Origin of the sequence: Williamsia sp. 1138 (assembly GCF_002095435.2) — a bacterium.
Lineage (GTDB): Bacteria > Actinomycetota > Actinomycetes > Mycobacteriales > Mycobacteriaceae > Williamsia.
Window position 1 is genome coordinate 92,452 of the sequence record NZ_MJEJ02000043.1, and the last position, 15,163, is coordinate 107,614.

Consider the following 15,163-nt stretch of genomic DNA (forward strand, 5'->3'; position numbering starts at 1 on the left):
GTTTCGACCTCGATTCTGGTTCTGGAACCCCGGCCGTCTACCATTCTCTGTAGTAGATGGACGAGTCAGGAGATCTAGTGCGGATTGGGGAACGTGTGAGCGGACACGGTTTCGCCTCCTCCCCGGCGACAGATGGCGGTGAGGCGCCGCCGGTGTCGACGCCCACCTCTCTTCGCCGGCGGATTCAGAGTGCGGCGCTGGCTTATCTCGCGCTCACCAAGCCCCGGGTCATCGAGCTGCTGCTCGTCGCGACCATCCCGGTGATGCTGCTGGCAGATCGCGGCACCATCGATCTCGCCCTGATGGCCTGGACGCTGCTGGGCGGCTGGTTGGGCGCGGCGAGCGCGAACACCTTGAACATGGTGGTCGACGCGGACATCGACCAGAAGATGAAGCGCACCGAACGTCGGCCTCTGGCCCGGCACGCGGTGTCGACACGAAGCGCCCTGGTCTTCGGCATTCTGCTCGGAGCCGGGTCGTTCGCAGTTCTCTCCACGATGGCGAACCTCCTCAGCGCTCTGCTGGTGATGGCGACCATCGCGTTCTACGTCTTCGTGTACACGATGGTGCTCAAGCGCCGGACCTGGCAGAACGTCGTCTGGGGTGGAGCAGCGGGATGTATGCCCACGTTGGTCGGCTGGGCTGCGGTGACCGGGAGCCTGAGCTGGCAGCCACTGGTGCTGTTCATGGTGATCTTCTTCTGGACTCCTCCGCACACCTGGGCTCTCGCCATGCGTTACAAGGAGGACTACCGCGCGGCGGGGGTCCCGATGCTCCCGGTGATCGCCACCGAGATCCAGGTGACTCGGCAGATGGTCTTCTACACGTGGGCCACGGTGCTGAGCACGCTGATCCTGTGCCTGGCGACCAGCTGGATCTATGCGGCCGTCGCGCTGGCAGCGGGCGGATGGTTCATCTTCGTCGTGCACAGGCTCTACCGTTCGACTCTTCGCGGCGAAGAGGTCACACCATTGAAGGTGTTCCTGCAGTCGAATGAATATCTCGCGATCGTGTTCTGTGGTCTGGCAATCGATTCGGTGATCGGCTTTCCGACACTCGCCAGCTTGTTCTGACGTCATCCGTTCGGTACATCATCGGCTCATTTCCGTGGGTCGGTTTGGCGTGCCGGATGCGATGAGCGTTAACGTCTGTTGATTCGGGCTTCTCGCTGAGCCCTGTTGCCGAACATCATTGGGGGAATCGTGTCGTATTCACATGGACCTGGGTCCGGGCCCACCGGTGGTGGTCCCGAGTGGCAGCCGTACTCGGAACCGACGGTGGCCGGCCAGCCTCAGTTCGGTCAGCCGCAGCCGGGTAATCCGCAGTATGGGCAACCGGGACCGGGCGAGGCCTACCAGCCCTATCAGCCCTATCCGCCGCAGCCGGGCCAGTGGCCCGCGGGGCAGGGTGGCTTCGGACCGGGTGGCGGGCCACCCCCGCCCCGATCACGTAAGCCCCTGATCATCGGTGCGGTGGCCGGCGCTGCGCTCATCGTCGTGGCACTGGTCGTGACGCTCGTGGTCACCCTGGCCGGCGGCGGCACGGCAGGCAACCCCGACGCCGCGGTGAAGACCTACTTGCAGGCCTTGTCCGACGGGAATGCGCAAAAGGCACTGGATGTGATGAAGGCGCCGCCGTCGGATCTGCTACTCACCGATGACATCTTGAAGAAGCAGCAGGAGATCGCCAAGATCACCGACATCAAGATCGTCGACACCACGAAGGCCGGAGACATGGCCACTGTGCAGGCGACCTACAAATTCGGCGACCGCAATGCCGACGAGACGTTCATCCTCCACAAGACAGGTGATTCGTGGCGTTTGGACGACGGTGCGGTCGGCTTGGAGCTCTCGCCGTCCATGGACATACCTGAACTCACCGCGTTCGGTGTGGCCGTCGACAAGGAAGCCAAGATCTACTATTTCCCCGGCCCGATGGAATGGGGAAGCGCCGACAAGAACTTCAGCGTGGTGGACACCAAGGCCAAGGACTTCCCGATGTCGGCTCAGGCCTACTTCGGTGCGTCGCAGCTGACCACCGAGCTCAGCGGGACCGGCCGCAACGCCGTGCAGTCGGCGATCACGGCTTATCTCGACAACTGTGCCCTCTCCAAACAGGCGGATGCGTCGGCGGACAAACCGGGGTGCGGCCAGAATGTGTATGCCTACAACGCGGAGCCGGGGTCAGCCACCTGGACCGCACCGACCGACTTGTCGAAGCTCGAGTACCGCATCGGTTACGACAATCCCGAAGAAGTGTCGGTCAGTGGCCAGCTGCCCTGGTCCGTGACGTACCGAACCACGGCCACCAGCTATCGGCCTGCAGAGAACAAGACCGAACAGGACAACGAGTTTCTGTACGGCAAGGTCGACCTCTCGGCCGACCCGCCGACGTTCACCTCCGACTGAGCCGCGTCACCGGGCCGGTGGTGGTCAGTGCCGGCCCGGGAGCAGGACGAGCGAACCGGTGGTCGTGCGAGCGGCGAGGTCACGGTGGGCCTGTGCGGCATCGGCCAAAGGGTAGGTGTGGCCGACGAGCACTTTCACGGTGCCGTTCGCGATTCCGCTGATCACGTCACCGGCGCGCCAGGTGAATTCCTCATCGTCCGCGATGAAGTCTCCGAGCTTGGGACGAGTGACCGACAGCGAACCCGCCGCGTTGAGTCGCTGGAGGTCGAACGGCGGCACCGGGCCGCTTGCCGCTCCGAACAAGACGACGAAGCCGCGGACGGCGGTCGCGGCCAAACTCTGTTCGAAGGTGTCGGCGCCGACCCCGTCGTAGGAGACCGCGACTCCGCGTTCGTCCGTCAGAGCGCGCACCCTGTCGGCGAGATCATCTCCGTACCGCAGCACCTCGTCCGCGCCCGCCTCGCGCGACAGGGTCTCTTTGGCGTCTGAGGACACGGTGGTGATGACCCGCAGCCCTTTCGCCTTCGCCATCTGGGTGAGCACCAGCCCGACACCGCCCGCGCCTGCGTGTACGAGGATCGTCTCACCGGTTCGAGGATGGGCAGACCCATCCAGCAGATAGTGCGCTGTGAGCCCCTGGAGCAGGGCAGATGCAGCCACCTGGTCGTCCACGCCGTCCGGGACGGGGATAGCCCGCGCGGCGCGCACGACGACGAGATCGGCATAGCTGCCCGGCGCGTCACACCAGGCAACCCGCTGGCCCACGGTGAGCGTCGTGACCTCGGGTCCGACGGCGATCACCTCGCCGGCGCCCTCGCTGCCGGGGACGTAGGGCAGGTTCATCGCGTACGCACCCGAGCGTTGATAGGTGTCGATGAAATTGACCCCGGTGGCAGCGACCCGGACAAGGATCTCACCGGCGCCGGGTTCGGGATCGGGCACGCTCACGTACTGGAGCTCGTCGGGACCGCCGTGCTGACTGACCTTTATCGCATGCATGTTTCTGTTGTACGCGGGCCGGATGAACGGACCACTCACCGGCCCCGCCGCACTCCGGCTCTATGCTGTTTCCCATGAGTGAGCACCAGGGCGTCATCTCCGCGATCACCAAGTACGTGGCCCGTGAAGGCGGCTCGGCCACCGCTGTTCTCCAGCCCATCGGCGCTGCGGGCGTTCGGATCACGCTGGTCGGCGGTCAGGGCGGCATCCTGGGTGACCAGGTGGTCGCAGACCTGGAGACCGCGAAAGCGATCGTCGACAAGGTCGACGGCGTCGAGATCGGGGAATGGGACAGGGAGCTGACGTCCTCGGTGGACGTTCGGCCCGGTCACTACCGCAAGATGGCCGGCTGGGTCGCCAACACCTGAGCCTTTCGGCTCAGCCCAGCGCAGCGGCTGAGCGCTCCGGAACCGTATGGTCGGCACCGACCGGCGACAGGCGGGGCCGCATCGCGATCCACAGCGCGGCAGTTGCCGCGACACACGCCCCGGCGCCCGCCACGTGCACGACCACCAGAGCTGCCGGAATGTCGGTGATGTACTGGGTCACCCCCACAAGAGCCTGCGCGGCCACCACCGCGACGACGACATAAAGCCGTTTCTTGAGCCTGTGCGATGCACCGACCGCGAACAGTGCAAAGCCGATCGCGACGAGGACCGACAGATACGCGATCAGCAGATCGGCGTGGAGATGCACCAAGGTGGTGATCTCGACCGCGAGCCTGGGAACGGGCTTGTCGATGCTCTTGTCGCCCGCGTGGGGGCCTGCGCCGGTCACCATCGTTCCCGCGACGAGCACCGCACCCATCAGCGCGGCGGACAGTACGGTCAACCAACGCAACGCAGCAGGCACCTCGGGGATCGCCACGGCCTCGTCGGGTTCTCGAACCTTTTCCAGCAAGAGCACCGACAGCCAGACCATGACCATCGACAGCAGCAGGTGGATCGCCACGGTCCACCACAGCAGACCCGTCAGTACCGTGATGCCGCCCATCACGGCCTGTACGACGGTGGACACGGGCATCAGCCAGGCGTAGACCCGGACCTCGTACCTGCGCCGGGCGCGGGTCACGGCGATGACGATCAGTGCCGCGGTGAGCACGACGAGGAAGGTGAGCATCCGGTTGCCGAACTCGACCGCCTGGTGGATCGCCGCCACCTCTCCGTGCTGGACGGGGGTGAAGCTACCCGGGAAACACTGTGGCCAGGTCGGGCATCCCAATCCCGACGCCGTCACGCGGACGACGGCCCCGGTGACGGCGATACCCGCCTGCGACAGCACCACCGCGATGGCGATACCGATCTGTACGCGGAGCGAGGGGAGCGGGAGCCGGTCGACGAGCCGGACAAACAGGCGATACACGCTCTCGATCGTAGGCTGCGGCCCGACGTGCGCCCGCCTCAGGTGAACCTCATCGACTCGCGGCGGAGTGACCCGCCGGCGCTTCGTCAGGTGAACTTGAAATACCTCACAGCGGCGACACCGGACACGATGCCCCAGACGGCCAGGACTGCCAGTCCGAAGAGATCGATCGACCCGGCGGTGGCCTGGTGCAGCGCTTCACTCAACGCGCCGGATGGCGTACACCGGGCGACCCACTGCGCTGCATCGGGCACGCGGTCGCCGAGCACCACGATCGAACCGATGCCCAGGAATGCAAACCACAGGAGATTGGCCAAGGCGAGTACCACCTCGGCCTTCAAGGTGCCTCCGAGCAGCAATCCCATCGCCGAGAACGTCAGGGTGCCCACCGCGATGGCGATGATGCCCAGCAGGAGTCCGGCAACCGTTGGCCGCCAGCCCAGGGCTGCACCGATGCCGCCGAGGATGACCGCCTGGATGCTGACCACGACCGCAACGGCGATCGACTTGCCGGCGATGACACCCCACCGAGGCAGGGGAGTCGCCCCCAGCCGTTTGAGCGCACCGTAGCGGCGGTCGAACCCGACAGCGATCGCCTGACCCGTGAACGCGGTCGACATCACCGCGACGGTCATGATGGCCGGCACGAACAGATCGGTGCGGGACTCGTCGAAATCGCCGATCGGGAGTAGGCACAGGCCGATCAGAAGAGTGATCGGAATGAACATCGTGAGCAGTTGTTGCTCACCGTTGCGCAGCAGGAGCATCAACTCGATACGCGACTGCGCGGCGATCATCGTCCTGATGGGTGCGGGGCTCGGGCGGGGGGTGAAGGTGCCGGCGGCGAACCGGTTGGGATTGGTCATCCGCGCATACCTCGTCCGGTCAGTTCCAGGAACACGTCCTCGAGGCTGCGGGTCTCGACCCTCAGGTCGGTGGCGAGCACGTTGATCTTGGCGCACCAGCCTGTCACCGTGGCCAGCACCTGCGGTGTCACCTGACCACGAACCAAGTACCCACCCGGCGAGAACTCGCTGCACGAGTAACCCTCGGGAAGAACGGTTTCCAGCAGCGTGAGGTCGAGACCCCGAGGGGCGTGGAAACGCAACTCGTTCTCGGCCCCTCGACTGGTCAATTCGGCTGGGGTGCCCTTGGCGACCTCGACACCGTGATCGATGATGATCAACTGATCAGCCAGTTCCTCGGCCTCGTCCATGAGATGGGTGGTCAGCAGGACCGAGACCCCATCCGCCCGCAGACGTTCGATCAGTTCCCACACCATGATCCGGGCGTGGGCATCCATGCCGGCCGTCGGCTCGTCGAGGAACACGACCTCGGGTCGTCCCACCAGGGCGCATCCGAGGGCGAGGCGTTGTTGCTGCCCGCCGGACAGACGCCGGTACGAGGTACGTTCCGCGTCGACGAGACCGAGGTTCTGCAAGAGCCAGTCCGGATCGATCGGGTCGGCGGAGTACGACGCGCACAGGCGCAGCATCTCGCCTGCGCGGGCACCGGGGTAAGCCCCGCCGCCCTGCAACATGACGCCGATCCGGCTGCGTACCTTCTCGTTGTCCGCAATGGGGTCCAGACCCAGGAGGGTGACCTCACCCTCGTCGGGGGACTGGAATCCCTCGCAGATCTCGACCGTGGTGGTCTTTCCGGCGCCGTTGGGGCCGAGTATCGCGAGGATCTCCCCGGTCTGGAGTTCGAGATCGAGCCCACCGACCGCGGTGGTGTCGCCGTAGCGCTTCACGAGCCCCTTGACCGACAGGGCCGGACCGGCCGCCGCACCGCCGGTGACACGGGCTGCGGACGAGGGGCTACTCACAACGTCCAAGGGTAAGCGTCGTTTGATGCGCTGTGGAACACGGGTGACCGCCGCGCCTGGCGACGGTTCTCAGGAGGCTCACCCGACGGGCTCGGCGACGTCGGACTTTGCCCGGCGTCGGCGCTGCCAGGGCATTTCCTCGAAGAACAGCGCTGTGAGTATCGCCACAAGCAGAACCGCCGCAACGATCGCCTCGGCGAGCTGGAACCCACGTGTCCCTGCCCCGGTCGGCAGCACGACCACGGAGATGATCGCGGAGACGGTGATCGCGATGATCCGGAACCAGCGACCGGTCGCCCAGGCTGCGAGCGGGATGATCGCCCACAGGAGATACCACGGCTGAACGAAGGGGAACAGCAGGACGAAGGTGCCCATCGCGATCCCGAGCGCCCCAACCGGGTGCAGACGTCCTGCGAGCGCGGCGAGCAACCAGCGCACGACGAGGATCGCGGCAATCACCTGGGCGACCGGCCTGGCGACGTCGAGCATCGCCTGGGTGTGATCTCCGAGTCCCAGCTGCACACCGATCCGTCCGGTCGTCACGGACAAGAAGGTCGGCATCGACATCCAGGAGCGGACGACATCTCCGGTCGAGAGGGTGGTGGTCCAACCGAATCCGAGACCGGTTCCGAGCGAGATGACCGCGGTGACGCCGCCCAGGATCACTCCGAGCAGGCCCGCGGATTCGAGCAACGCGACGACGCTTCGTTTGGAACGCTGCCAGTATTCGCGAGGTGGTGCGTGCCGCAGGGCGGGCAGGGTGGCACCCCATCGTCTGGCCAGCGCGATGCCGACGAATCCGAACGCGAGCACCGACGCGATCTTGATCATCGCCGACGCGGCGAGCAGCACGGCGCCCCCCAGCAGCAGCCATCCTGCGGCGGAAGGCAGCCACGATCCGGGTCTTCGCAGCCGGTGTGGAGAATCGATACCCCGGAAGCAGATCTCGATGCCGGCCAGCATCATCCCGAGCATGAGGGCCTCGTTGTGGATGCCCCCGACCAGATGCAGGATGAGCAGCGGATTCATCGCGCCGAGCCACAGGGCGGCCACTGGTGAGACCCCGCATCTCTTGGCCAGGCGCGGCAGCGCCCAGACGATCAGCGCGACCCCGAAGAGGGCGAGAGCCCGGTGTGCGACGAGGGCAGCGGGGATGTATTCACCCGTGATGTGGGTGATGCCGTCGCCGAGCCAGAGGAAGAGCGGACCATAAGGAGCGGGGGTTTCGCGCCACAGGTTGGGCACCGAACGGGTGAACACATGGTCTATCCCGAGTCCTGCTGCAGGGCTGACCGTGTACGGGTCGAGCCCGCGGGCGGCGATCTCGCTCTGCGCGAGGTAGGAGTAGACGTCTTTGCTGAGCATGGGCGGTGCGACGACGAACGGCAACAACCACACCAGCAGGGTCCGGTCGGCCTGTCGCCGCGTCATCCGGCGTTCAGGAGCGTGCCCTTTCATCACGTCGACCCCGAGTCGGCCGACGGCGAAGCGCCCGAGCAACAGCCACGCCAGAACCAGGATCACGGTGCCCGCGAGGGAGAAGGTCAAGGCCGTCGGCCACATCCGCGAGGGCAGCGACAGGACGCGAGTGCCCGCGATGGGGTTCTGGAGCACGGGGAGCGCGCCGGTACCGAGCGCACCGACCAGCACCAATACCGCGCCGGTGGCACCGAATAACCGAATCTTCAGAAGTCGTCGTGACTCCTGGCGATTGAGTGGTCCCACTTCGCCCTCGTCGCCGTGGAGCTTGGCGACGGCCAGTCCGTAGTCTCCGGTGGAGTCGCGGCCCGGTCGGCTCGCCCCGACACGGCGAAGGCCCAGATAATCTGCCGAGCGACCGAGCGCCACCCGGACCGGGCTGCGCTGATCCGTTGCCGGAGCACTCGCGTTCGTTGCCGGAGCACTCGCGTTCGTCGCCGGAGCACTCGCGTCGAGATCGGTGTCTGTGGGTTCCGGCACAGGTGCGACTGTAATCGCACGGGATTCCTCTGCCGGTGAGGCCATCGCGGGGGCGCCGGCGCCCGGGGGGTGACGTAACCGACACTGGGAACCAAGGTGACCCTTGCTAGCAATCGATTCTTATTTCGGTAACACTTGTGTTGTGAAAACGGCACAGGAACACTCGCATGCCCTCGAGGTGGCATCGATCTCCGATGCGCCGGGCACACACGGAACCGACGAGCTGCACAGCCCGGTGACCGTCAGTCACGACGGTCACACGCGTGCGGCTGTTGTCACACTGATCTTGGAACAGGGGCCGGTGACCGCCGGCCACATCGGCGAGGAGCTCGGGATCACGCCCACCGCGGTCCGGCGCCATCTCGACGCGATGATCGCGTCGGGCGATGTGGTCTCCACTGCCGCGCCTCGCTACGCCCAGCGTGGCCGGGGCCGGCCTGCCAAACACTTTCAGCTCACTGCTGCCGGTCGTGGCCGTCTCAAACACGCGTACGACGACCTCGCAGGGGCCGTGATGCGGCGACTGCGCCGTATCGGTGGCGAAGAAGCCGTCCAGGAGTTCGCTCGGGACCGTGCTCAGGAAATCGTTTCCGACGTGCAGGTATCCGGCAGTTCGGCAGAAGATCTCGAACGTACGGCTGAAGAAATCGCCGAAGCACTGACCAGCGCGGGATTTTCTGCGACCACTCGACGCGTTGGTAATGGTGTGCAGATCTGCCAGCACCACTGCCCTGTCGCGCATGTGGCCTCGGAGTTCCCTGAACTGTGCGAGGCCGAGACGGCAGTGTTCACAGAGAAGCTGGGCACCCACGTGCAGCGCCTGGCAACGATCGCCAACGGCGACTGCGCATGTACCACCCACGTGCCACTTGCAAATCTGCAGGTGGCAAATCAGGTCGACGCCCAGCCCGCGTCGGCACCGGCAGCCTCCGGAAGGAGTCACACATGACGGTCACAGACCCGACACCCACACAGACAGCAGCTGCGGGCGTACTGACGCAGGAAGAGACGATCGACTCTTTTGGCGCCTATGGATACGGCTGGGCGGATTCAGACGTCGCGGGAGCAAGCGCTAAGCGCGGTATCTCGGAGGCGGTCGTCGCCGACATCTCCGCCAAGAAGAGCGAGCCCGAGTGGATGCTCGCCGCGCGCCTCAAGGCGCTCTCGATCTTCGAGCGCAAGCCGATGCCGAGCTGGGGTTCGAACCTCGACGGCATCGACTTCGAGAACATCAAGTACTTCGTGCGGTCCAGCGAGAAGCAGGCTGCAACCTGGGATGACCTGCCCGAGGACATCAAGAACACCTACGACAAACTCGGCATCCCCGAGGCGGAGAAGCAGCGGCTGGTCTCCGGTGTCGCCGCACAGTACGAGTCCGAGGTCGTCTACCACTCGATCCGTGAGGATCTCGAGGAGCAGGGCGTGCTGTTCCTCGACACCGACACCGCATTGCGCGAGCAGCCGGAGTTGTTCCAGGAGTACTTCGGCACCGTGATCCCGGCCGGAGACAACAAGTTCTCTGCGCTGAACACCGCGGTGTGGTCGGGTGGCTCGTTCATCTACGTGCCGCCGGGCGTGCACGTCGACATCCCGCTGCAGGCCTATTTCCGCATCAACACCGAGAACATGGGCCAGTTCGAGCGGACGCTGATCATCGTCGACGAGGGTGCCTACGTGCACTACGTCGAGGGTTGCACCGCGCCGATCTACAAGACCGACTCGCTGCACTCGGCTGTTGTCGAGATCATCGTCAAAAAGGGTGGCCGCTGCCGGTACACCACCATCCAGAACTGGTCGAACAACGTCTACAACCTGGTCACCAAGCGGGCCAAGGCCGAGGCCGGCGCCACCATGGAGTGGGTCGACGGCAACATCGGTTCCAAGGTCACCATGAAGTACCCGGCTGTGTGGATGACCGGAGAAGGCGCCAAGGGCGAGGTGCTCTCGGTGGCATTCGCCGGACCCGGACAGCACCAGGACACCGGCTCGAAGATGGTCCATCTCGCGCCGAACACGTCCTCGAACATCGTCAGCAAGTCGGTGGCGCGTGGTGGTGGCCGGGCGTCGTACCGCGGTTTGGTCCAGGTGAACAAGGGTGCACACGGCAGCCGTTCGACGGTCAAGTGTGATGCGCTGCTGGTCGATCAGATCAGCCGCAGCGACACCTACCCGTACGTGGACATCCGCGAAGACGACGTGACCATGGGTCACGAGGCCACGGTCTCCAAGGTCAGCGACGATCAGATCTTCTACCTGATGAGCCGCGGCCTGACCGAGGACGAAGCGATGGCCATGGTGGTTCGCGGCTTTGTCGAGCCGATCGCGAAGGAACTCCCGATGGAGTACGCACTCGAGCTCAACCGGCTGATCGAACTGCAGATGGAAGGGTCGGTGGGATGAGTTCTCCTTCCGGAGTCGTAGGACCGGCCGGTGTGGTCGGCGCAGTCCAGGGTGAGAACGTGCGCCCTGTCGCGAACAAGGGTGAGCAGTTCACGTCGTTCGACGTCGAAGCGTTCGAGATCCCGCGGTCCAAGGACGAGGCGTGGCGGTTCACCCCGTTCCGGCGCCTGCGTGGCCTTCACGACGGATCGGCGAAGGCCACCAAGCAAGCGGTGACCACGGTCGAGGGTCTTGTCGCGGGTACGAACGTCGAGACCGTCGGCCGCGACGACAAGCGTCTCGGACAGGGTGGAGTGCCCTTCGATCGTGTTGCGGCACAAGCTTACTCGTCGTTCACCGAGGCGACTGTCATCACCGTCGGCAAAGAGGTCACCCCCGCGGACCCGATCACGGTGGTCATCGAGGGTCCCGGCGAAGGCGAGTTCGCATTCGGGCATCTGCAGGTTCGTCTCGAGGCCTTCGCCAAAGCTGTTGTGGTCATCGACCAAAAGGGCAGTGGCACGTACGCCGAGAACATCGAGTTCATCGTCGGCGACAGCGCCCACCTGACAGTCGTCAACGTCCACGACTGGGCCGACGATGCTGTCCATGTAGCGGCGCATCACAATCGTCTCGGCCGCGATGCGGTACTGCGGCACTTCGCCATCAGCCTCGGCGGCGATCTCGTACGTATCTCTCCGATCGTGCATTACGACGGCCCCGGCGGCGATGCCGAATTGCTGGGGCTGTACTTTGCCGACGCCGGTCAGCACCTCGAGCAGCACCTGTTCGTGGATCACTCGCAGCCGCATTGCCGTTCCAACGTCGTCTACAAGGGCGCCCTGCAGGGCGTGGCGAACGATCGCACGCGTGAGGCCCACACGGTGTGGGTCGGTGATGTGCTGATCCGTGCCGAGGCCGAGGGCACCGATACCTTCGAGCTGAACCGAAATCTGATCCTGACCGATGGCGCCCGCGCCGACTCGGTGCCGAACCTGGAGATCGAGACCGGTGAGATCGTCGGCGCCGGACATGCCAGTGCCACCGGACGTTTCGACGACGAGCAGCTGTTCTACCTGCAGGCTCGCGGCATTCCCGAGGATCAGGCCCGCCGGTTGGTGGTGCGGGGCTTCTTCGGTGAGGTGATCGCCAAGATCGGCGTGCCGGAGTTGCGTGAGCGACTCGAGGCAGCGGTCGAAGCCGAACTAGAGGTCGCCGGCGCCTGAGGCGCGGCCGACTCCAACACATCTTTCAAGCACAGATACAGGCAAGGACTGAAATACAGTGGCTATTCTGGAAATCCGCGATCTGCACGTCAATGTGAGGCAGAGCGACACCGACGCCGAACCCATCCGGATCCTCAAGGGCGTCGACCTGACCATCGAGTCGGGCAAGACGCACGCGATCATGGGACCGAACGGCTCGGGCAAGTCCACGCTGTCATACGCCATCGCAGGTCACCCCAAGTACGAGGTGACGCAGGGGACCATCACCCTCGACGGTGAGAATGTTCTCGAGATGTCGGTCGACGAGCGCGCGCGGGCAGGTCTGTTCCTGGCGATGCAGTATCCCGTCGAGGTGCCGGGCGTCTCCATGTCGAACTTCCTGCGCACTGCCGCCACCGCCGTGCGTGGCGAGGCGCCGAAGTTGCGGCACTGGGTCAAAGAGACCAAAGAGGCGATGACCGAGCTGGACATCGATCCCTCGTTCAGCGAACGCAGTGTCAACGAGGGATTCTCCGGTGGCGAGAAGAAGCGCCACGAGATCCTCCAGCTCGGACTACTGAAGCCGAAGATCGCCATCCTCGACGAGACGGACTCCGGTCTCGACGTCGACGCGCTGCGCGTTGTGTCCGAGGGCGTCAACCGCTACAAGGACACCGAGAACGGTGGCGTGCTGCTGATCACGCACTACACCCGCATCCTTCGCTACATCAAGCCAGATTTCGTGCATGTCTTCGTCGCCGGCCGGATCGTCGAATCCGGTGGACCAGAACTCGCGGACGAGCTCGAAGACAACGGCTACATCCGATTCACCCAGGCCGCGGGCGTCTGAGGTCACAACACTCTGGAGGGCAGACGTGACGACCACCGATCAAGGCTCCTCGATCGAGGCCAGGGCGCTGGACGTGACCGCTGTCCGCGCCGACTTCCCGATTCTCGGGCGGACCGTCCGCGACGACAAGCCTCTGGTGTATCTCGATTCCGGGGCCACCAGCCAACGGCCGCTGCAGGTGCTGGACGCAGAACGTGACTTCCTGCTCAGCTGCAACGCCGCCGTCCACCGCGGTGCGCATCAGCTGGCCGAGGAGGCCACCGACGCCTACGAGGACGCGCGGGCGATCATCGCGGAGTTCGTCGGGGTCGACTTCGACGAACTCGCCTTCACCAAGAACGCGACCGAATCGCTGAACCTGGTGACGTACACCCTCGGCGACGACCGAAGTGCCGGCGTGCTCGGCGGTGAGCGTCTGGGCGCCGGAGACACCGTCGTGATCACCGAACTGGAGCATCACGCGAATCTGGTTCCCTGGCAAGAACTGTGCCGTCGGACCGGAGCGTCTCTGAAGTGGTACGGCGTCACCGATGACGGGCGGATCGATCTCGATTCGCTGGTGCTCGATGACACGGTGAAGGTGGTCGCCTTCACGCACCAGTCCAACGTGACCGGGGCGATCGCGGACGTGCCGGAAATGGTTCGCCGGGCCCGGGAGGTTGGCGCACTGGTCGTGCTCGACGCATGTCAGTCGGTTCCACACATGCCCGTCGACTTCCACGATCTGGACGTCGACTTCGCGGCCTTCTCCGGTCACAAGATGTTCGGCCCCTCGGGCGTCGGTGTGCTCTACGGCAAACGCGACCTGCTGGCCCAGCTGCCGCCCTTCATCACCGGTGGTTCGATGATCGAGACCGTCTCGATGGACGTGTCCACGTATGCGCCTGCGCCGCAGCGCTTCGAGGCGGGCGTCCCGATGACATCGCAGGTGATCGGATTGGGTGCCGCCGTGCGGTATCTGCAAGTACTGGGCATGGACGCCATTGCGGCGCACGAGCACTCGCTGGTCGCCGCCACGCTTGCTGCACTCGAGAAGATCGACGGCGTCCGAATCATCGGACCGGCGACCATGGATCGTCGTGGCGGTGCGGTGTCGTTCGTGGTCGACGGTGTGCACGCGCATGACCTCGGCCAGATCCTGGACGACGAAGGTGTTGCGATCCGCGTCGGCCACCACTGCGCGTGGCCTCTGCACAAGCGTTTCGGCGTCGCGGCGACCGCGCGGGCATCGTTTGCGGCGTACAACACCCTCGACGAGGTCGACGCGCTTGCGAAGGCAATCGTCACAGCGCAGAAGTTCTTCGGTGTGACCGGTGCGAACGACGACAATGCGCACAGCGGGGTGGTTGCCTGATGCGTATGGAGCAGATGTATCAGGAAGTGATCCTCGATCACTACAAGCATCCGCAGGGTCGCGGTCTGCGCGACCCCTTCGGTGCCGAAGTCCACCACGTGAACCCGACCTGTGGTGACGAGGTCACGTTGCGGGTCCAGTTGTCGGAGGACGGCACCACGGTGACCGACGTGTCCTACGACGGCCAGGGTTGTTCGATCTCGCAGGCCTCCACATCGGTGATGTTCGAGCAGTTGGTGGGCCACTCGGTCGACGAGGCGCTTGCCACGGTCGACTCGTTCAATTCGATGATGACTTCCCGCGGCAAGGTCGACGGTGATGAAGATGTCATCGGAGACGGCGTTGCTTTCGCCGGGGTCAGCAAGTACCCGGCACGGGTGAAGTGCGCACTGCTGGGATGGATGGCATTCAAAGACGCGTTGGCTCAGACCGTGGTCAACAAAGAGAACTCTGCCAAGGAGTCAGCATGACAGAAGAAGTTCAGACCTCGTTGCCGAAGATCGAGGACATCGAGGAAGCGATGCGCGATGTCGTCGACCCCGAGCTCGGCATCAACGTCGTAGATCTCGGACTGGTTTACGGTCTCGACGTCAACAGCGACGCGGTCGCCAAGATCGACATGACCCTCACATCGGCGGCGTGCCCACTGACCGATGTCATCGAAGACCAGATCCGGTCGGTGTTGATCACCTCATCGGGTCTGTGCACCGACATCGAATTGAACTGGGTGTGGCTGCCGCCGTGGGGCCCGGACAAGATCACCGACGACGGTCGCGACCAATTGCGCGCGCTCGGCTTCACCGTCTGACGAAGCTGGGC

The 15,163-nt window shown here is 64.9% G+C and carries 15 protein-coding genes; 10 read left to right on the forward strand and 5 right to left on the reverse strand.

Features of this window, described 5'->3' with window-relative positions:
* Positions 1–77: 77 nt before the first annotated feature.
* Complete coding sequence (locus BH683_RS13960) at positions 78–1,073, forward strand: heme o synthase (protein WP_246833371.1); 996 nt, start codon at positions 78–80, stop codon at positions 1,071–1,073.
* A gap of 129 nt (positions 1,074–1,202) precedes the next feature.
* Positions 1,203–2,408: a DUF4878 domain-containing protein gene (locus BH683_RS13965; protein ID WP_168187047.1), complete on the forward strand. Its 1,206-nt coding sequence runs from the start codon at positions 1,203–1,205 to the stop codon at positions 2,406–2,408.
* A 24-nt stretch (positions 2,409–2,432) separates the two neighbouring features.
* Here the strand turns inward: BH683_RS13965 and BH683_RS13970 are convergent, their stop codons facing one another.
* Positions 2,433–3,407 (reverse strand): quinone oxidoreductase, encoded by a 975-nt coding sequence (locus tag BH683_RS13970; RefSeq protein WP_084836951.1) that lies wholly within the window; start codon positions 3,405–3,407, stop codon positions 2,433–2,435.
* A gap of 62 nt (positions 3,408–3,469) precedes the next feature.
* On the opposite strand from BH683_RS13970, the gene BH683_RS13975 reads away from it, so the two are divergent.
* Complete coding sequence (locus tag BH683_RS13975; protein WP_084836867.1) at positions 3,470–3,775, forward strand: hypothetical protein; 306 nt, start codon at positions 3,470–3,472, stop codon at positions 3,773–3,775.
* Positions 3,776–3,785: 10 nt separating this feature from the next.
* On the opposite strand, the gene BH683_RS13980 is transcribed toward BH683_RS13975, so the two are convergent.
* The 4 genes from BH683_RS13980 to mptB all read right to left on the reverse strand — a co-directional run bounded on the left by BH683_RS13980 (position 3,786) and on the right by mptB (position 8,418).
* Positions 3,786–4,769, reverse strand: coding sequence for a COX15/CtaA family protein (locus tag BH683_RS13980; RefSeq protein ID WP_084836868.1), 984 nt, complete (start codon positions 4,767–4,769; stop codon positions 3,786–3,788).
* 86 nt (positions 4,770–4,855) lie between these two features.
* Entirely contained in the window at positions 4,856–5,635 is a 780-nt protein-coding gene (locus tag BH683_RS13985) for an ABC transporter permease (protein ID WP_084836869.1), read from the reverse strand.
* A complete protein-coding gene (locus BH683_RS13990; RefSeq protein ID WP_084836870.1) occupies positions 5,632–6,597 on the reverse strand; it encodes an ABC transporter ATP-binding protein in 966 nt (321 codons plus the stop codon). Before BH683_RS13990 ends, BH683_RS13985 begins: the two co-directional genes overlap by 4 nt.
* A gap of 78 nt (positions 6,598–6,675) precedes the next feature.
* Positions 6,676–8,418: a polyprenol phosphomannose-dependent alpha 1,6 mannosyltransferase MptB gene (gene mptB, locus BH683_RS13995; RefSeq protein ID WP_246833379.1), complete on the reverse strand. Its 1,743-nt coding sequence runs from the start codon at positions 8,416–8,418 to the stop codon at positions 6,676–6,678.
* A 361-nt stretch (positions 8,419–8,779) separates the two neighbouring features.
* Between mptB and BH683_RS14000 the strand changes: the two genes are divergently transcribed.
* From BH683_RS14000 to BH683_RS14030, 7 genes are read left to right on the forward strand one after another with little or no spacing between them, the layout of a single operon-like run.
* Positions 8,780–9,505, forward strand: a complete 726-nt coding sequence (locus BH683_RS14000; protein ID WP_246833380.1) for a metalloregulator ArsR/SmtB family transcription factor — start codon at positions 8,780–8,782, stop codon at positions 9,503–9,505.
* Positions 9,502–10,956 (forward strand): Fe-S cluster assembly protein SufB, encoded by a 1,455-nt coding sequence (gene sufB / locus BH683_RS14005; protein WP_084836872.1) that lies wholly within the window; start codon positions 9,502–9,504, stop codon positions 10,954–10,956. The genes BH683_RS14000 and sufB overlap by 4 nt, the downstream gene beginning before the upstream one ends.
* Positions 10,953–12,161 (forward strand): Fe-S cluster assembly protein SufD, encoded by a 1,209-nt coding sequence (gene sufD / locus BH683_RS14010; RefSeq protein ID WP_084836873.1) that lies wholly within the window; start codon positions 10,953–10,955, stop codon positions 12,159–12,161. The genes sufB and sufD overlap by 4 nt, the downstream gene beginning before the upstream one ends.
* A gap of 58 nt (positions 12,162–12,219) precedes the next feature.
* Complete coding sequence (sufC, locus tag BH683_RS14015; protein ID WP_084836874.1) at positions 12,220–12,990, forward strand: Fe-S cluster assembly ATPase SufC; 771 nt, start codon at positions 12,220–12,222, stop codon at positions 12,988–12,990.
* Between the two features lie 25 nt (positions 12,991–13,015).
* On the forward strand, positions 13,016–14,344 hold the full coding sequence (locus tag BH683_RS14020; RefSeq protein ID WP_246833372.1) for a cysteine desulfurase: 1,329 nt from the start codon (positions 13,016–13,018) through the stop codon (positions 14,342–14,344).
* On the forward strand, positions 14,344–14,814 hold the full coding sequence (gene sufU, locus BH683_RS14025; protein WP_084836876.1) for a Fe-S cluster assembly sulfur transfer protein SufU: 471 nt from the start codon (positions 14,344–14,346) through the stop codon (positions 14,812–14,814). The genes BH683_RS14020 and sufU overlap by 1 nt, the downstream gene beginning before the upstream one ends.
* Complete coding sequence (locus BH683_RS14030; RefSeq protein ID WP_084836877.1) at positions 14,811–15,152, forward strand: metal-sulfur cluster assembly factor; 342 nt, start codon at positions 14,811–14,813, stop codon at positions 15,150–15,152. Before sufU ends, BH683_RS14030 begins: the two co-directional genes overlap by 4 nt.
* The last annotated feature ends 11 nt before the right edge of the window (positions 15,153–15,163 follow it).